Source organism: Maribellus sp. YY47 (assembly GCF_023111095.1).
Taxonomy (GTDB): domain Bacteria; phylum Bacteroidota; class Bacteroidia; order Bacteroidales; family Prolixibacteraceae; genus Draconibacterium.
Window position 1 is genome coordinate 1 of the sequence record NZ_JALGYW010000005.1, and the last position, 17,392, is coordinate 17,392.

The following is a 17,392-nucleotide window of genomic DNA, read 5'->3' on the forward strand; positions in this document are numbered from 1 at the left end:
CACAAACAAGATACCATTAAAATTAAAAGCTATAAAAGAACAGACCGTTTCAAAGCTAGCTTTGAAACGGTCTGTGAATCTATTAACTTAGTCCAATAATCTGTAACGCTTATTTAGGACTAGTCATTCATCTTATTTTTCCAGTTCTTTCCAAACCAGTGCACTTGCTCCAACAATAGCAGCATCGCCAGGTTTCAGTTTCGAAGGAAGGATTTTAATCTTGTTTTTGAAGATCGGGAGCAAGTGTTTTTCCATGCTCTCTTTTGTTGGTTTGAAAATGTATTCACCTGCGGCAGTTGGTCCGCCAAAAAGGAATACAGCTTCAGGACTCAGGTGGTGAACCGTGTCGGCCAAGCCTTGTCCCAACCATTCGCCTGTTTTTTCAAATACTTCCAAAGCAATTTTATCTCCTTTTTCAGCTGCTTCGAAAATCATTTTTGCATTCAGTTCTTTAAACGATTTGTCAGCAAGCATACTGTCGTTGGCATTATATTGAACCATCAATTCAAAGGCAGTACGTTTCATTCCGGGTGCAGAGCAATAGGCTTCCAGGTGTCCCAAAGCAGAACATCCGCAAAGTCTTCCATTCGGAATTAAGGTGGTGTGTCCACACTCTCCGGCGAAACCATCGTGGCCATAAACCAGGTCACCGTTAACAACGATACCACTTCCAACACCGGTTCCAAGGGTAAACATCACAAAGTTTTTCATGCCTTTGGCTCCACCATAGATCATTTCTCCCAAAGCTGCTGCATTGGCATCGTTGGTAAGAGCAATGGCTTTCATTTCAGAAAAATGTTTGGTCAGTAATTCCACAAATGGAACCATACCACGGAACGAAAGGTTTGGAGCATATTCGATAGTGCCACTGTAGTAATTACCATTTGGTGCACCTATACCAATTCCCAAAATTTCAATGTCTGCGTTCAGTAGTTTTACCGATTTAATTAATTCTTTGATGGCTGTTGCCAGGTCAGCGATGTAACGGTCGATATCCCCGTGTGAAGGGGTTGAAATATTATCTTTAACCATTACATTACCTTCCGCATCAACAACTCCGATGGCGGTGTTTGTTCCACCTATATCAACACCTATTGCAACTTTTTTCATCATAAATATATTTTTAATTTTTTAGGCTTTTTCTGCAGCTCAGCAAATTTAAAAATAATATGTAATTCTCCCTGCCTCAATGGCCTTAATCATCGAATATTATTGAAATTCCAGTAAGTAAATGGTTATTTTCAGCTCTTTAATCTTTATCTGTGTGAAGTTCGTTCAAGTTCAATAAATTTGCAGGAGGTAAAAGAAGCTTATGCGCAACCTGGGGAAAAGAATACTGCAGCTACTTGGATGGATATTACTGGTGCCGGTTTATATTTATAAATACGCTATTTCTCCGTATACTCCAGCCTCGTGCAGACACGTGCCTACCTGTTCGGAATATGCGGTTCAGGCGATTAAAATTCATGGTCCCTTCCGTGGATTTGTGCTTACCGTAAAAAGAATCTCAAGGTGTCACCCCTGGGGAACACATGGCTATGACCCGGTTCCTCCAAAAAAAGAAAAGAAGAAAAAGACTTAGTTCTTTTAGCCGGTTGTAATCAAAAACATAAAACTAAATTTGTAAGAAGTTGTTCTATTGTGAGCATTAAATAACGAAAACAGATGAGAAAAATTTTGTTCATATTGGCCATGGCGTTTGTTGTGGCGTCTTGTGGGTCAGGGAAGCAGGAAAAAGCAAAGGTGATAACGGTAAGCATATTACCGCAAAAAACATTTGTTCAAAAAATTGTTGGCGATGATTTTCCCGTGAATGTGTTGATTCCTCCGGGAGCGAGTCCGGCAACCTACACGCTTTTGCCCTCGCAGTTAAAAGATATTTCGCAGTCGGCCGTTTGGTTTCGCATTGGTTATATCGCTTTTGAACATTCGTGGAAAGACAAAATTGCGCAGACCAACTCCGACATGAAAGTAATTAATATAGCGGAAGGGCTCGATTTAATTGCTGATCAGATGGAACAACACGGTGATCATGTTCATATTGACGGTGTTGATCCACATGTGTGGTTGTCTCCGGCAATGGTTAAGCAAATGGCAAAAGTAATTCTGGATGAAGTGTCAAAGCTTAATCCGGAGAAAGCAGATGAGTACGAAGCCAACTATCAAAAGTTTGTAGAGGAGTGTGATCAGCTGGATGCGGAACTTAAAAGCAAACTGGAACCCTACAAGGGCAGGAAATTTATTGTCTTTCATCCCAGCCTTGCTTACTACGCCCGCGAATATGGTCTCGACCAGTATTCCCTCGAAACGGGCGGAAAAGAGCCAACACCGCAGCATATGAAAGAAATAGTCGACATGGCTAACGAGAACGATATCCGGGTTATTTATATTCAAAGTGAGTTCGATCGCGATCATGCGCGGGTGTTTGCCGAGGAGATCACAGGAAAAGTTATAGAGGTTTGGCCGTTGAATCCGGAATGGGCCGAAAACCTGAGGTCGATGACAGACATTCTAATACAGAATTTTTAATGGAGCCACTCGTTAAAATAGAAAATCTTACCTGCGGGTACGACAAGGTTCCGGTATTGGAAAACGTTAGCCTGGAAGTAAACGAATGCGATTTTCTGGGAGTAATCGGACCCAATGGCGGAGGGAAAACAACTTTGCTAAAAGCAATTTTGGGCCTGGTTAAACCAATGAAAGGGAAAATAAAGTTTGGGTACGATTTGCAGGGGCGCAAGAAGCCGATTGGCTATTTGCCACAGGTACGGCACATCGATAAAAAATTCCCGATTACCGTGTTCGATGTCGTGCTCTCGGGCTCGATAATGACGGGTAATAACCGTCCAAAAGCAGAAGAGCGGAAGAAAGCGGAAGCGCTTCTCGCCGAAATGGGAATCCTGGACATTCGCCACAAAGCCATCGGTGAACTTTCGGGCGGTCAAATGCAGCGTGTTTTTCTGTGCCGGGCCTTACTGAGCGACCCCAAACTTCTGATTCTGGATGAACCGGATACCTTTGTGGATAACCGTTTTGAAGGAGAGTTGTACGAGAAACTTCGGGCGCTGAACAAAGAAATTGCTATTATCCTGGTTTCGCACGATGTAGGTACAATTTCGAGTTATGTGAAAACGATTGCCTGTGTCAATAATTCGCTTCACTATCATCCGAGTAACATCATTACCCAGGAGCAACTGGAGGGGTACAATTGCCCGATTCAGGTGATTACACATGGCGAAATTCCTCACACAGTATTAAAGTATCATCAGCATTGAATATGAACGCTATAATCGAACTATTTAATTACGATTTCTTTCAGAAGGCATTTCTGGCAACTGTTTTTGCGAGTATCTCCTGTGGCATTATCGGGAGTTATATTGTCGCACGCCGGATTGTTTTTATCAGCGGCGGTATCACTCATGCTTCGTTTGGAGGAATCGGCCTTGCTTTTTTACTGGGCTTTAATCCTTTACTGGGAGCGGTGCTGTTTGCTGTACTGGCAGCCATGGGAATCCAGGTATTTACCAAAATTGCCGAAATACGTGAAGATTCGTCGATCGCCATCTGGTGGTCGCTCGGCATGGCGCTTGGGATCATTTTTGTGTTTATGACTCCCGGTTACACGCCCAACCTGATGAGCTATCTTTTCGGAAATATTCTTACCGTTACCAGCTCCGAGCTTTGGTGGATGTTTATGCTCAATGTGGTGATTGTTTCGTTCTTCACTCTCTTTTTACGACAGATTCTTTACATTGCCTTCGACGAGGAATATGCCCGGACAGCAGGATTGCCGGTGAATTTGTTTAATTATCTCATCATGACGTTGATTGCTCTAACGGTGGTGTTAAACATCAGGGTGGTGGGAATTATTCTTATTTTATCGTTGCTGACTATTCCGCAAGCCTCGGCTAATCTTTTCACCAAAGATTTTAAGAGACTGATTGTTTTGTCGTCGGTATTTGCCTTTTTGGGGACGATGATCGGATTGTTTATCTCCTATTTTCTGGATATCCCGTCGGGAGCAGCAATTATCTTCACATTGGTTGTAATGTTTGGTGTGCTTCGGGGAGTTAAGGCATTGTTGTAATGTTGGGTCAAAAAAAGGAAAAGTTTTATCAGTGCAAGAACTGTGGTTTTGAATTTTCGAACCTTGAGGTGGATCGTGTTTGCAGTAACTGTTTTGCCTGCACCGGATGCGAAGTGTATACTTGCCCGTCTTGCAATTCAGAGGTTGTGGTAAAGCCGATCAGAAAAATAGATTCTTAGTTTGATAAATCCTGATTTTCCGGAATAACGTGTTTTCTGCGTTTGTTAAGTCTGCAAATTAAATTGAGATTACCATAAACAAAAACTGCCCGGCGATTAAGCACGGGCAGTTTTATTTTTTACGATTATGATATTAATAAGCTTCCTTAAAGTATTTAACCGTTCCGACTTTCAATTCCATGGTAGCTTCTTCGTCGCAAACAATAACCCCGTTTGGGTGAGCCTGCAAAGCCGAAAGTGTCCACATGTGATTCATGCCGTTTTCAACTACATTCTGCAATGCTCTTGCTTTCTTGTATCCGTTAACAATAATCAGCACTTCGTTGGCATCCAAAACGGTTTGTACACCCACTGTTAGGGCTTGTTTTGGCACCAGTGTGAGGTCGTTGTCAAAGAAACGCGAATTGGCAACTATGGTGTCGTAGTTCAGGTTAACCAGTCGGGTGCGCGACTGCAGCGATGAACCGGGTACGTTAAAGGCCAGGTGGCCGTCGGCTCCCATTCCGCCCATAAACAATTCGATTCCTCCGAAAGCTTTGATTTTTTCTTCGTAATCTGCGCATTCTTTGTCCAGATCACTTGCATTGCCATTCAAAATATGGATGTTTTCCTTTTTGATGTCGATGTGATCAAAGAAATTGGTGAACATGAAGCTGTGGTAGCTTTCGGGGTGGTCTTCAGCAATGTTAACGTATTCGTCCATGTTGAACGTAACTACGTTGGCAAACGATACCCTTCCTGCTTTGTACAGGTCGATCAAAGCTTTATAAGTTCCAAGAGGCGACGAACCGGTTGGTAAACCCATAACAAACGGTTTTTCAGGTGTTGGATGAAATTCGTTGATGCGGGTGGCAATATGGTTGGCTGCCCAGGCACTGAGTTCGTCGTAATTGTTATGAATAATAAGTTTCATTTTATATGATTTTTGATTTTTAGACACTCTCCCGTTTGTACGGGAGAAATGTCAAAAGTATTCAAATTAATCTTATCCCAAATCCTCCATTACTTTTCCCAGCTTTTCTGATGCGTCCAGGAATTCCTGTACGGTCAGCTCGCGGTAATAAATCATTCCGTGAGTTGCTCTAAGCAGTGGTGATTCGTTTTCGTAGAAGAAGTTTTTACCCAGTAACAACTCAATTTGTTTGTGTTGTTCGAACCATACTTTGCGTGTTACATCACTAAATTTACCATCGAGCTGGTAACTTGGGAACGATGCGTTTACCTGGGTGATATAGCATTCAGAGAACGACTGATCGAGCGTTGCCAGTGAATTCAGCGATACCGGAACAAGCACTTCCACATCCCATGGATTATATCTGAACCAAACGTTGCGGTAACCTACAATGCGCAGCTGGCTGAGGTCTTCTTCCTTGCTCCACTCGGCCACTGCTTTACTAACGGCCTGCAATACTTTGTAGTGCGTGTCGGGGCCGCTTCCCTGCGGATCCATGGCAAGGCTGATAACCGTTGGTTTGTATTTTCTGAAATCGTTAAGAATAGGCAGCACATCGTTTTCGAACGAAGATTCTCCCGAATAGAAACCAAGGTGAAGGTGGTGAACGTTTTTCACCATTGTTCCGTAATGCGCCCAAACCAGTTCTTCTTCAAACTCACGGATCATTCCTTTGAGTTTTCCAATTTTTGGAGGGTTTTTACCTCCGTCGTAACTGTTTTTCAGTACCGTAAGGATTTCATCAATCACTTCGCGTAATTGCGCTTCATTCTTGATATCCCAGAGAGAAACCAGCGCTCTTACCACCCGGTGGCAAACACCGCGGCGTTTTTCTTCGGCATCCTGAGCTGCGATGTTATCGAGGTAGTGATAAATATCTTTGTCCCATTTGTACTTGTACCCTTTTTCAAAGAAATCAGGGAAATTGATCATTTCGATTTTTCCGTGATTCATCAGTTCCAATGTATCCAGCAGCACATCGTTCAGGAAAGTATTGGTAACGGCAGAATACCCTGATGTCATTACAGAGAAGTGCAATTCGTTGCTGGCTTCGCGCGACTGACGGTTAGTGATGGGCATAATGCCAAGCATAATGTCGTCGTGGTGAGGACCGGTATGGTAATACACCTGGTTTTTCTGGTGTTCCATTCCCTTTTGAAGTTTGGCCAGGATGGAATCGATTACCGACTGAACCGTATTTTCGTTCAGGCCTGGAATCATGCTACAGTATTTGTCGGCTTTCAGATCGGCCAGTTCGAGTTTCGGGCCAAACTTGTTGATCTTTTTGCACAGATCGATAACCGCACGCTCTGTTTTCTGGTGGTTCCAGGGCGAACACTTGAAGTAGCAGTCGATTGCATCATCGAGTTTTACCGCGGCGCCATCGGTCAGGTAAAAGCGTGCATTTTCGAGTCCTTGCAACGATGTTGCCGGGTAACAAATGCTTGGTTCGCTTTCGATCGAATGTTTGATCACATCGGCAATCGCTTCTCCTGCAGCGTATATAATTGCTTTGTTTTTAGCATTGTAAGTTAATGTTCCCAAACCAATGGTAATTACCAGTCGGTTTCTTGAAACCTCAATACCTCCCAAATCAACCGCAGTAACGGCCTGTGTTTCGAAGTTGGTTTCAGTAAGTCGGGTAGCTGAGAAATGATCGGTACCACGGGTATTGAAAGCAATATGACCATCGGGGCCAATGCCACTCATGAAAAATCCGATTCCACCTTTTTCCCTGATTTTGGTTTCGTAGGCGCGACACCAGTTATCAATTTTAAAAATCGAACGTTTTTGCAGCTGCTCCATGTGCGTTTTTGCTTCGCGGTAGCGCAGCGTAAGGTCGATTTTGAAATCAGGGAAAACTTCGCTGAAATGTTTGCCTTCTGCCAGTTCAATATCTTCCGAATTGATCAGCAATGCCTTTTCGGCATCGAAACCAAAACCTTTAATGTAATGTTCAACAGCGTAGTTGTACAAACTGTTGTGTTGTTTTGGATCGATGGGGAAGAATTCGCCCATTTGTACAAAAGTCAATCCACTCAGGTCAGGCTTTGCAACTCCGGCCAAACCATATTCTTCCCGAATCTTAACACCTTTGGGATTATCCCAGTTGTCGAGCAGGAAGTGCGTATAATTCTGAAAAAACGAAGCTGTTTTTGCAATCGGAAGACTGACAACTCCCTGAGGGTTTTCACTTACCCATTCAAGGAAACTCAACGATGACAATAATCCCAGTTTTGGGAAACTATCAGAAGCTATGTAGGGAACACGAGTAGTAATTGCTTGAAGTTGGGTTTCTTTCAGAAACGCTTCTTCAACTTTCGTAAAATTATGTTTCATTTTATTTTATATGTTTTCTGCTATCACAGTTACGGATATATTAACATCCGGTTCTTCTTTTGGTTTATTTAGATATTTGCTCCAAAGCATAGGCCGCAGCTCCCATTGTACCAGCCTTTGCTCCCAATTCTGAAAACATGATTTCAGAGTCGTTGCTGATGTCGCGGTTGCTGTATGTGTTAATGGCTTGCTGGATAGGAGCCTGTATAAACCGGCTGGCTACTGCTACCTGTCCACTTAAAATAATTTGCTCCGGATTAAATATCTGAATAAGCAATGCAATACCGTGTCCGAGCCACTTGCCAGCTTCTGTAAAAAGCGAGATGGCAAATTGGTCGCCCGAATCGGCCGCTTGAATTACTGTTAATATGTCTATTTTTTCTAAGTCGTTATCAACCAGTTTGTTTATAAGTGATGATTTGCCGTTTCTAATGGCTTCTCTGGCCTGTCGGGCGATGGCTTTCGCCGAAACCACGGTCTCCAGGCAACCTTGCTTTCCACAAACACAAAGCGGGCCGTCGGGTACAATCGGTACATGACCAAATTCACCCGAAAATCCTGATTTTCCGCCGTATAATACGCCGTTGACAATTATCCCAAGACCCAGACCCCAGTCTACCTGAAGCATCAATGCGTTTTTCTTGTTCTTGGCAAGACCAAAATGCTGCTCAGCAAAAGTGCGTAATTTGGTATCGTGGTTAAAGAAAACAGGAATACCAAAAATCTTTTTCAGTTCGGCAAACAGATTTTTTACCTCAGGGAAATACGTTTTGTTGGTTCCCTCCTGAAGGTTAATAAGCCCCGGAAGTTCAATACCTGCTACCAGAATTTTATCCCTCGAAATATTGCTCTGCTGAAAAACTTCTTCCAGTTTTTCGTTTACCTGACTGAAAATTTCGATGTTCGACTGCATACTGATCGGGAAGACGTGAGGACCACTTACTTCCTGATTATTGCTGTTGAAAATTGAAATGATGGTGCGGGTAACATTGATGGTAATTCCTACTACATAAAATCCGTCTTTTACCAGTCCGTAAATGTTGGGGCGTCTGCCGCCACTCGAATCACCTCGTCCAAGTTCTTCTACCAGACCGTCTTCGATCAGCTCCAGCAGCAAACTGTTTATTTTGGGCGTGCTCAATTTAATCTGCTTGGCTAATTCTGAGTTCGATAGAGGACCGTTGAAATAAATGGCACGAAGAATATGTTTTTTTTGTGCACTTTTCTTGACTTCAACAGCTTGGCTATGATTGACCGGATGTTTAAATAGTTTTTCCATAATAGTCTTACAAAAATCTGAATTAATTAGGTTAGAAACAAGTCTCTTTTTAAATATATTAAAAAGGAATTGGTATTTCTCTTAAAATTAACTATTGCTTTACAATTCATAAAAAAAAATAGTGCAAAAATCTTTTAATCTTGTAGAAATTAGGAGACCTTTAGAGCCAAAATCTAGTACCAGTTAAAGAGAGCAGGCATGTGGAACAAGAAATTCTGGACGATATTTGTTGTGGTGATCAGCGTTTGTGTGGCAAACGGGCAATCGCGCAGAATTATCAATATTCCTGATATCAGCGGATATAAAACACTGAAGTGTGATTTTCATATTCATACCGTATTTTCTGATGGAACCGTGTGGCCGACCGAACGGGTAAATGAAGCCTGGGAAGAAGGCCTCGATGCTATCGCCATTACCGATCATATTGAGTACCGTCCGCATTCCACCGATATTGTGTCGGACCATAACCGTTCGTACGAAATTGCAGGCCCGCTTGCCAGGCAAAAAAATATTTTGCTGATTCGCGGCGCCGAGATTACACGAAGCATGCCTCCCGGCCATCTGAACGCCTTGTTCATCAAAAATGCCAATCTTTTGGAACGCGACGAAGTTTTGGATGCCTTGCAGGAAGCGCGCGATCAGGGGGCTTTTCTGATTTGGAATCATCCGGGGTGGAAAGCGCAGCAACCCGATTCAACAGTTTGGTGGCCCGAACATTCGAATTTGCTCGCCAACGGGTTATTGCACGGAATAGAAGTGTACAACAGCAACGAATATTACCCCGAAGCGCAGCAATGGGCCAAAGGGAAAAAGCTAACCATTTTTGCGAATTCTGATGTACATGGACCAATGAAGGTTTTTGAAGGCCATCGCCCGATGACATTGGTTTTTGCTAAAAGCCGAACCGAAGGCGGAATCAAGGAAGCGTTGTTTGGCAAACGCACGCTGGCGTATTTCGACAATACACTGGTGGGGCAATCGGCGTTGCTCGAACCCCTGTTTTTTGCCTCGCTCGAATACGATAAAGCGCCTTTGCGACTGGCAAACGGAACCAACAAGGTCTTGTACCTAAGGAATAATTCCGATCTTGATTATCAGCTCGAACTGGTGCAACCCGGTGTGGGACTGGATGCTCCTGACTACCTCACGTTGAAAGCTCATCATGTTACACCCTTGAGCCTGAGTGGCAACTCCGATCAGATTGCAGGAGTCAAAGAAATCAACCTTTATTATGCCGTAAAAAACATGTTCACGGGGCCTGGCGAAAACCTGGTGGTTACTTTTACACTGAAGAATTTACTCTAAATACTGCCGGACGTTGAACAATTTGGTTTCGGCAGAGTTTTTTGCGATGAAACATTTCATATCAGATGGCAGGTACCAAAAAAAAAGAACCGCAGCTTTTCCCGCAGATCATTACCGATAATCAGGAAATTTCTCCCGGTGTTCATCTTATCGCTTTTAAGCGGAATACAACTTTTCATCCCGGTCAGGTGGTGAAAATCGGAATCGACTCCGAACATCCGCCCCGTATTTACAGCATTTGCAGCGGAAATCATGAAGATGAGATTCGTGTACTTTTTAATATCAAGGAAGATGGCTTTCTGACGCCCAAACTTTCAGCAGTAATTCCCGGAGACACCATCTGGGTGTCGGAACCGTACGGGAGTTTTCTCGGGAGCGACGAAGCGGCCTGGTGGATTGCCACCGGTACCGGAATTGCACCGTTCTACAGCATGTTTCGCTCGGGTATCGATAAAAATAAAAAACTGCTACACGGGGTGTCGTACCTAAATCAGTTTTATTTCGAAGATGAACTCGAGTGGGCAATGGGTGAAAATTACGTGCGATGTTGTTCGCGCGAATCGTCGTGTAATGTTTTCCCCGGACGCGTGACTAATTACCTGACAAATTTGGAAAGCTTCCCCGATGTGAAATTTTATCTCTGCGGAAAAGCGTTAATGGTGGTTGAAGTACGCGACTTGTTGATCGAAAAGGGAGTTCCGTACGAAAACATTCTTGCCGAGATATATTTTTAGACGTAGAATTGCGGAAGCAACCAATATTTGTAATTTAGTGAGATTATTATCCAGTTACCTTAAACGTTAAAAAATGAAACGAATATTTGTTGTTACCGCCCTGATGCTGTTTGCATTCATTGGCACACAAGCGCAATCACTCGACGATGTACTGAAAAAACACTATGCTGCCACCGGGCAGGAAAAAATCGCCGCAGTAAAAACATTTTATGTGAAAGCAAAAATGAGTATGATGGGGATGGATTTGCCCATGACCATTCAAATGAAAAAGCCCGATAAATTCCGCATCGAAATGGAAGTAATGGGGCAAAAGATCATTCAGGCCTACGACGGGAAAGCCGGATGGGCACAAAATCCAATGGCCGGAGCCGGAATAACCGAGCTGAAAGGGCCGGAGCTGCAGCAGGCCATGAATCAGGCCGACATGGAAGGAGAGTTGTACAATTATGCCAAAAAAGGGCACTCTGCCGAATTAATCGGTAAAGTAAATGCTGATGGCAAGGAAGCCTACAAAATAAAACTAACCAACGCCGACGGTACGGTAAAAGATTATTTTATTGATGCCGATTCTTACCTGGTTAGTAAAGTAAAAGCTACGGTTGAGTCGATGGGGCAATCGGTTGATGTGGAAACCAAAGTAAGCGAATACAAAGACATCAACGGCATTAAAATGGGCAGCAAAATGGAAGTAAGTACACCAATGGGTGCCCAAACATTGTTAATGGAAGAGATTAAACTTGATGAGACGATTGACGATTCAATTTTTGTGAGACCAAGCGAATAAAAAGACAATTGAAAGATACAGAGAGGGCGGAATTTTCGCCCTTTTTTTGTGTCCTGCGGTGGTTGATTTTTAAATTATTAACTTCTGGAAGGGCTATTTTTAACGTCTTTTACAAATAGGCTGGTAATATTTATCAGAGATTTGAAAAAACTAAAATCAAATAATATGAAACGACCATGACGAAGATTAGCCACAAAAAAGGATAATTAAAATCATGGGAGTTCCATTGAATACGAACGAAATAGAAAATTTTAATGAGATGAAAAACCGAATTTTACTTGTTTTTGCGTTTATCACCCTTGGAATAGGTCTGGTTCAGGCACAAACGACTTTAAAAATAGCACACGTAAATGTGCAGGAGCTGGTGCAAACGCACCCGCTGTTAGACAGTATTCAGGCCGTACTTGATCAGGAAACCAAAGACATGGAACAGATTTATTCTGATATGCTGACAGAGCAGCAGACTAAAATGGACGCTTTTGAAAAGGAGAGTGCCGGTTATTCCGAACTGATGAAAAAGACCAAACAGGAAGAGCTGCTGGCGTTGGCACAGAAAGTCCAGAATTACAACCAGACAGCCCAGCAAATGCTGCGTCAGCGAAATATGGAACTGATTCAGCCGGTTTACCAGGATGTAACCGCTGCCATTAGCGAAGTAGCCAAAGAAAAAAGCATTACCTACGTTTTGGATGTTAGCACCGGCGCTGTTGCCTACATGGCTGCCGATGCCCAGGATATTACCGAACTGGTTCGCGAAAAGCTTCAGAAGTAGCCGGTTTTTTTTCTACCCCGTAACTCAAATTTTGCCGGAAAATAAGTAAAGTCCGCCGTTTAATAAGTGGGGCTTTTATTTATCAATAATTCCTGCAAAATTTGGGTAAATCCAAATACCACGGCTATGAAACCAATTATTCTATTCCTGTTAACTCTACTCCCTTTTTTCGGCTTCGCTCAAACCGACACCCTTTTACTTTTGCCCCAGTTAGGAAAGGAATATATTTACGAATACACCGAGTCGGAATACATCCTATTGAATGATGATTCAAGATACAGGCCCTACGACAAGGAGAAAACGATCAAAATTCAGTACAGCAACTTTGAGCCGGGCGAGAAGCCTTTCCTCCGGGTTTCGGTTGAGAAAAACAGGGAAGTAAAACCCAATAACCGACCCATGGCGATTAGGGATTTTAAATACCCGACATTCTGGGGTGGAAAAGGTTCTCAGCGGAACAGGCAGTATTACGAGAGTTTATTATGCCTTGTTAACCCAAAGTACAGCATCAACTCCGAAACCAGTCGGATTACTTTGCTTGACCGTGTCGGCCTTTTATTGGAAGTTCGAAAAATTCTTAGGGACAAAGGCTTTTCAGAGAAAGACGTGGATTATTTCGCTGAAGAATTTAACGAAAAAGGAATACCGCTGATAACAAAGTTGGTACAGTCAATTTACAGGGTGCCGATACCGGGCAAAAATGAAACTGACCCGGTCGCATACTTAACCGTACAGCAAAAAAAGGAGGAGGCAGAATTAATTACCTGCTCGGCAAACAAACCAGAGGCGGGGCTTAATTCTCTGACAATAGAAATCGATAAGGACAGAAATCAGTTGGTTCAGTACAACCGGATTGAGTTAAACGAGCTTAGATACAATGTTGCCCTCGTTCGAAGCAAATATCAAAACCTGTCGAACAAGGAAACGTATCTTTCTTTGGCTTCGGTAAAGGAAATAGGGAACAATACTTTCACCATTTCAGGCAAAGTGGAGAAAGTGCTGGGTAAGAGGGTAATCTTATCAACATTGCAGAAGCCATACGGCGTAAGCATGAGTCAAAAAGTCTATGACCTTGGCGAAGATAACTCGTTTAAAATTGAAGAAGAGTTGGAGCAGCCTCAGCTTATATTTCTCCGGTTTGGCTACAATGCGAACCTGAGAGATTTGCCAACCCTGGTAATATATGCCGAACCAGGCAACGAAGTACACCTTGATGCGAAAGGCGATGCCTTTCCCTGGGATATTACTTTTACAGGCCCTTTGGCCAAAACCGGGCAAATGATTTATGAATATCGCAAAGCCCATCCTGTTTTCGATGATGACATTAACTCTTATTCTTACCTCAACCGGGGCACGAAATATGCCGAATTTGAAAAAGCAAGCAAAGCATTTCCCGAAATTTGCAATAAATACAGGAACGATATGCCCGCTAGTGTATTTCGTTTTATAAAAAAAGAGTTACAAAACCAGTTGTATTGCGGGGCAAATCAACTGTTAAGTCAATTTAATTCTTTTGATGTTGAAAGGGTATGGAGAGGAGATACCAAGCCTGACGAGATTGATGCATATTATTTAATACAATACATCGATCAGTTTAATATTAACCTGGATTATAATTCTTTTGGAATTTTTTCGCGACAAGCAGCAATTTCTTATTTTACGAGAAATATGGAGGCAAGCAGTAAGGTTGTCCCCAGCAATATTTTGTGGGATGTTGATTACAATGAGTTTATCTCAACTTACTATTTTGGTGATCCTCGTTCGAGGATAGAATTGGCAAAATTAACACTTGCCGGGCCGCCATTGTACAGTGTGGCAGGCGATATACTTATTCAGGAGAAAAGAGGACAAATCCTTGAATCGAATGGGGACGATAGCGAACGGGAAGAAGCGGACGAATACCTCGATGACATGCTCCGATATTGTAACGACAAGGACTTTGTCCGGGAAATATCCGGGTTTGTATCAAACCAGGGAAAATGGAAGGACGAAAACTATGTCCCCGATGTGAGGCTTACAATGCCCGACGGGAAAGAAGTCGTCATGAAAGATTACTTCGGTGAAAAACCAACCATCTTTTACGTAAGTTCAGACTGGGCCGGCGAACGCTACTATTTCGACGACCTTTCGAAAGAAAATCCCGACATCAACTATGTTTACATTGTGGAAGGCAGCAATCTTAATGTGTGGAAAGATTTCCTGAGCCGGGCTGAACCGAAAGCGCACCAGTTGCTGTTGATGAATGACACTATTCGGTTATCAGACATATTTCCTTCGGATTGGAAGAATTTCATCCTTTACAATAAAGAGGGGGAACACATAGGAAATGCCAAAAACCCTTTGGAGGCAACAAATTTGATGAAACAATATTTAGTGCAACCGAAGGAGAAAACAATCAATAAGTCGGCGCTGATAACCGTGATCATTGTTCTGGTCGCTTTGCTGGTGTTGGTCGTTTCGGTTTTGTTGGTTTGGAAATGGCGCGTTCAGCAACAGTTTCGAAAGGAGCAACGCGAACGGCGCTTGCGCGAGCTGGAGCTAACGGCCATCCGTTCGCAAATGAATCCGCACTTTTTGTTTAACAGTTTAAATTCGGTACAAAACCTCGTTCAGAAAAATATGGGCCGCGAGGCCCATTTGTATTTGTCTGATTTTGCCGGTTTGATCCGGAAAGTGCTGAATAATTCGGAAAAGGAAGAAGTGTCGCTGGCCGAAGAACTCGAAATGACAGAGCAATACCTGAAGCTCGAAAAATTACGTTTCGATTTTGACTATTCGATGGAAATAGATTTGGAAATAGATGTGCACAACACGCTGGTGCCTTCCATGTTGTTGCAGCCTTTTGTGGAAAATGCTATTGTTCATGGCCTGCAAAATAAAACAGCCAACAGACAGTTAAGAATTAGCGTGAAACGAAAGAGCTCGGAAATAAGAATTGTAATCGAAGACAACGGAGTGGGTCGGGAAGCCGCCAAAGAACTGTCGAAAACCAAAAACGGAAAAGGAACAAAACTCATTACCGAACGCCTGCAACTCCTAAAAGAAAAGCAAGGCGAGAAATATTCGATTGAAACCATTGATTTACAGCAAGGAACGCGTGTTGAGATTATTATTCCGGAAGAAAATTAGATCTTCCACGCAAAGAAAAGAAGAAGCACCAAGCCTGCAGAAATCTTTGCTAACTTGGCGATTGGCTTAGTGCCCTTTGCGTGAAATAAAGAATAGTAGTATGAAAATCAAATCCATTATAGTTGACGACGAAAAACACGGGCGTGAAAACCTCGCCGGATTGCTGCGGGAATATTGCCCCGAAGTGTTGGTGCTGGGAGAAGCAAATTCGGTGGCCGCTGCTGTTTTGTTGATTGAAAAGCACGATCCTGATTTGGTTTTTCTGGATATTGAAATGCCCAAAGAAAATGGCTTCCGGCTTTTGGAAACGCTTGGCCACGCCCGCTTTGAAGTGATTTTTGTAACCGCTTTTGATAATTACGCCATCAAAGCAATTCGTTTTTCGGCTGCCGATTACATCCTGAAACCCATTAATTACAACGATTTGGTAGAAGCTGTTAACCGGGTTTCACATCGGGTTTTGCAGAAACAGGAAAATCAACGTGTCAACGAATTGGCGCGCAACATTCAGCAGCCAGAAAATCCACGGATAGGCTTACCAACAGGCGACAGAATTGAATTTATCGAAGTCCGAAAGATCATTCATTGCAAAGGAGACGGGAACTATACGCACATCTGTCTGGAAGACAAAAGGCGTTTACTGGTGGCGAAAACGCTGGTCGAGTTTGAAGAACTTTTAAACGAATATTCGTTTATCCGGACCCACAAATCACATTTGGTGAATCTACATCACGTTTCAGCCTACTTAAAAACCGATGGCGGAACACTCGAACTTTCCAACGGCGATCGTGCCAATATTTCAAGGCGAAGAAAAGATGCAGTTCAGGAAATGTTAAAAAGCTGGATTCATTAGTTCGTGTGCAGCGCATTATTTATTTTTAGTTGGTAAACAATTGAAAGTCATGAAACTATTAACTCTTTTTCTTTTCCTAAGCTTGTCGCTAACCGGAGTTTGTCAGGATTCAAAAACATTACAACCGCTTCCCAAGCTTGAATTCTCCGGATTTTTGCACAATTTCAAAACCACTTCTGCTGAAATACCTGTAAGCCTGAAACTCGACTCTTTGACACTTGACGAGTGGAGAGATCCTTATTTGCTGGGGTACGGAAGAATGAAGGAACAGCCGAAACTGGCAATGATGCAGCTCCATGTGTCGGAAGAAAAAGGAACCAGTAACAATCCATGGAATATGCCCGTGGCAAAACCTGGAACCGGCAACTGGAATATGCCGGTTGTAGTTCCTGACTCTACGGTTTTCTATTACCTGAAGATTACGGGAGAAGAAACAGGTAACTACGGCCGTAAAATGCTTAAATAAAAAATGGGGCGCATCAAATGATACACCCCAGGAATGTTTAGTCGTAATAAATATTACTTAATGAAGGGTACGATCAGGTAAGTATAAATAATGCAACCCACACAAATAGCGAGTGCAAATTCGAGTGTGGCAAAAAACATAAAAATGCCCCCAACGAACAAAGCAGCCAAATGAAATCCGCTGACAAACAGAATTGCCATTATCAACAATATCAGAAAGCCTAGCCGGGCCGCAAAAATTTTGGGGGCCTTGTCAACAGCTTTGCCACCAAGATTCAAGGTGTTGGTTAACCAGTGGCTTATATAGCTTATGGGGCTGTGTTTTGCTTTGGTGAATGCACGAACAAAAAAATCGGCTGCCAGAAAGAAAAGAATTGCCGGCATTTGAAATGCAAACCCAGCTGTAACCAGCACAATTCCTATAATCGCATTGAGCCGGGTTATCTGTTCATTAATCTTTTCATTGGAAATCGGACAAATAATTTGTTTCATCGTATAATGTTTTTAGCGTGC

The 17,392-nt window shown here is 42.9% G+C and carries 16 protein-coding genes; 11 read left to right on the forward strand and 5 right to left on the reverse strand.

Annotated features, from left to right (window positions below):
* Positions 1–132: 132 nt before the first annotated feature.
* Positions 133–1,113, reverse strand: coding sequence for an ROK family protein (locus MR764_RS05145; protein WP_247978330.1), 981 nt, complete (start codon positions 1,111–1,113; stop codon positions 133–135).
* 199 nt (positions 1,114–1,312) lie between these two features.
* On the opposite strand from MR764_RS05145, the gene yidD reads away from it, so the two are divergent.
* From yidD to MR764_RS05165, 4 genes are all read left to right on the forward strand, one after another.
* Positions 1,313–1,582 (forward strand): membrane protein insertion efficiency factor YidD, encoded by a 270-nt coding sequence (gene yidD, locus MR764_RS05150; protein WP_247978331.1) that lies wholly within the window; start codon positions 1,313–1,315, stop codon positions 1,580–1,582.
* 83 nt (positions 1,583–1,665) lie between these two features.
* Positions 1,666–2,529, forward strand: a complete 864-nt coding sequence (locus tag MR764_RS05155; RefSeq protein WP_247978332.1) for a zinc ABC transporter substrate-binding protein — start codon at positions 1,666–1,668, stop codon at positions 2,527–2,529.
* Complete coding sequence (locus tag MR764_RS05160) at positions 2,529–3,275, forward strand: metal ABC transporter ATP-binding protein (protein WP_247978333.1); 747 nt, start codon at positions 2,529–2,531, stop codon at positions 3,273–3,275. The genes MR764_RS05155 and MR764_RS05160 overlap by 1 nt, the downstream gene beginning before the upstream one ends.
* A gap of 2 nt (positions 3,276–3,277) precedes the next feature.
* On the forward strand, positions 3,278–4,087 hold the full coding sequence (locus MR764_RS05165) for a metal ABC transporter permease (protein ID WP_247978334.1): 810 nt from the start codon (positions 3,278–3,280) through the stop codon (positions 4,085–4,087).
* A 312-nt stretch (positions 4,088–4,399) separates the two neighbouring features.
* Here MR764_RS05165 and nagB read toward each other — a convergent pair whose 3' ends face one another.
* The 3 genes from nagB to MR764_RS05180 all read right to left on the reverse strand — a co-directional run bounded on the left by nagB (position 4,400) and on the right by MR764_RS05180 (position 8,837).
* Positions 4,400–5,179, reverse strand: a complete 780-nt coding sequence (gene nagB / locus MR764_RS05170; protein ID WP_247978335.1) for a glucosamine-6-phosphate deaminase — start codon at positions 5,177–5,179, stop codon at positions 4,400–4,402.
* A 72-nt stretch (positions 5,180–5,251) separates the two neighbouring features.
* Positions 5,252–7,558 (reverse strand): glucosamine-6-phosphate isomerase, encoded by a 2,307-nt coding sequence (locus MR764_RS05175; RefSeq protein ID WP_247978336.1) that lies wholly within the window; start codon positions 7,556–7,558, stop codon positions 5,252–5,254.
* Positions 7,559–7,622: 64 nt separating this feature from the next.
* Complete coding sequence (locus MR764_RS05180) at positions 7,623–8,837, reverse strand: ROK family transcriptional regulator (protein WP_247978337.1); 1,215 nt, start codon at positions 8,835–8,837, stop codon at positions 7,623–7,625.
* A gap of 198 nt (positions 8,838–9,035) precedes the next feature.
* On the opposite strand from MR764_RS05180, the gene MR764_RS05185 reads away from it, so the two are divergent.
* The 7 genes from MR764_RS05185 to MR764_RS05215 all read left to right on the forward strand — a co-directional run bounded on the left by MR764_RS05185 (position 9,036) and on the right by MR764_RS05215 (position 16,880).
* On the forward strand, positions 9,036–10,142 hold the full coding sequence (locus tag MR764_RS05185) for an Sb-PDE family phosphodiesterase (protein ID WP_247978338.1): 1,107 nt from the start codon (positions 9,036–9,038) through the stop codon (positions 10,140–10,142).
* Positions 10,143–10,207: 65 nt separating this feature from the next.
* Positions 10,208–10,876: an FAD-dependent oxidoreductase gene (locus tag MR764_RS05190; protein ID WP_247978339.1), complete on the forward strand. Its 669-nt coding sequence runs from the start codon at positions 10,208–10,210 to the stop codon at positions 10,874–10,876.
* A gap of 73 nt (positions 10,877–10,949) precedes the next feature.
* Positions 10,950–11,660: an outer membrane lipoprotein-sorting protein gene (locus MR764_RS05195; protein WP_247978340.1), complete on the forward strand. Its 711-nt coding sequence runs from the start codon at positions 10,950–10,952 to the stop codon at positions 11,658–11,660.
* Between the two features lie 259 nt (positions 11,661–11,919).
* A complete protein-coding gene (locus MR764_RS05200) occupies positions 11,920–12,432 on the forward strand; it encodes an OmpH family outer membrane protein (RefSeq protein ID WP_247978341.1) in 513 nt (170 codons plus the stop codon).
* 126 nt (positions 12,433–12,558) lie between these two features.
* On the forward strand, positions 12,559–15,561 hold the full coding sequence (locus tag MR764_RS05205) for a histidine kinase (RefSeq protein WP_247978342.1): 3,003 nt from the start codon (positions 12,559–12,561) through the stop codon (positions 15,559–15,561).
* Between the two features lie 100 nt (positions 15,562–15,661).
* Positions 15,662–16,414, forward strand: coding sequence for a LytTR family DNA-binding domain-containing protein (locus MR764_RS05210; RefSeq protein WP_247978343.1), 753 nt, complete (start codon positions 15,662–15,664; stop codon positions 16,412–16,414).
* 49 nt (positions 16,415–16,463) lie between these two features.
* Complete coding sequence (locus tag MR764_RS05215) at positions 16,464–16,880, forward strand: hypothetical protein (protein ID WP_247978344.1); 417 nt, start codon at positions 16,464–16,466, stop codon at positions 16,878–16,880.
* A gap of 53 nt (positions 16,881–16,933) precedes the next feature.
* Here MR764_RS05215 and MR764_RS05220 read toward each other — a convergent pair whose 3' ends face one another.
* Positions 16,934–17,371, reverse strand: coding sequence for a DUF4395 domain-containing protein (locus tag MR764_RS05220; protein ID WP_247978345.1), 438 nt, complete (start codon positions 17,369–17,371; stop codon positions 16,934–16,936).
* Positions 17,372–17,392: the final 21 nt, after the last annotated feature.

What these genes read in the sequence shown, in the direction of transcription:
- MR764_RS05220 (WP_247978345.1), bottom strand. Translation starts at nt 17,371, where the DNA reads ATGAAACAAATTATTTGTCCGATTTCCAATGAAAAGATTAATGAACAG.
- MR764_RS05210 (WP_247978343.1), top strand. Translation starts at nt 15,662, where the DNA reads ATGAAAATCAAATCCATTATAGTTGACGACGAAAAACACGGGCGTGAA.
- MR764_RS05215 (WP_247978344.1), top strand. Translation starts at nt 16,464, where the DNA reads ATGAAACTATTAACTCTTTTTCTTTTCCTAAGCTTGTCGCTAACCGGA.
- MR764_RS05205 (WP_247978342.1), top strand. Translation starts at nt 12,559, where the DNA reads ATGAAACCAATTATTCTATTCCTGTTAACTCTACTCCCTTTTTTCGGC.
- MR764_RS05185 (WP_247978338.1), top strand. Translation starts at nt 9,036, where the DNA reads ATGTGGAACAAGAAATTCTGGACGATATTTGTTGTGGTGATCAGCGTT.
- MR764_RS05195 (WP_247978340.1), top strand. Translation starts at nt 10,950, where the DNA reads ATGAAACGAATATTTGTTGTTACCGCCCTGATGCTGTTTGCATTCATT.
- MR764_RS05145 (WP_247978330.1), bottom strand. Translation starts at nt 1,113, where the DNA reads ATGATGAAAAAAGTTGCAATAGGTGTTGATATAGGTGGAACAAACACC.
- MR764_RS05165 (WP_247978334.1), top strand. Translation starts at nt 3,278, where the DNA reads ATGAACGCTATAATCGAACTATTTAATTACGATTTCTTTCAGAAGGCA.
- MR764_RS05155 (WP_247978332.1), top strand. Translation starts at nt 1,666, where the DNA reads ATGAGAAAAATTTTGTTCATATTGGCCATGGCGTTTGTTGTGGCGTCT.
- MR764_RS05190 (WP_247978339.1), top strand. Translation starts at nt 10,208, where the DNA reads ATGGCAGGTACCAAAAAAAAAGAACCGCAGCTTTTCCCGCAGATCATT.
- MR764_RS05175 (WP_247978336.1), bottom strand. Translation starts at nt 7,558, where the DNA reads ATGAAACATAATTTTACGAAAGTTGAAGAAGCGTTTCTGAAAGAAACC.
- MR764_RS05160 (WP_247978333.1), top strand. Translation starts at nt 2,529, where the DNA reads ATGGAGCCACTCGTTAAAATAGAAAATCTTACCTGCGGGTACGACAAG.
- MR764_RS05180 (WP_247978337.1), bottom strand. Translation starts at nt 8,837, where the DNA reads ATGGAAAAACTATTTAAACATCCGGTCAATCATAGCCAAGCTGTTGAA.
- yidD (WP_247978331.1), top strand. Translation starts at nt 1,313, where the DNA reads ATGCGCAACCTGGGGAAAAGAATACTGCAGCTACTTGGATGGATATTA.
- MR764_RS05200 (WP_247978341.1), top strand. Translation starts at nt 11,920, where the DNA reads ATGAAAAACCGAATTTTACTTGTTTTTGCGTTTATCACCCTTGGAATA.
- nagB (WP_247978335.1), bottom strand. Translation starts at nt 5,179, where the DNA reads ATGAAACTTATTATTCATAACAATTACGACGAACTCAGTGCCTGGGCA.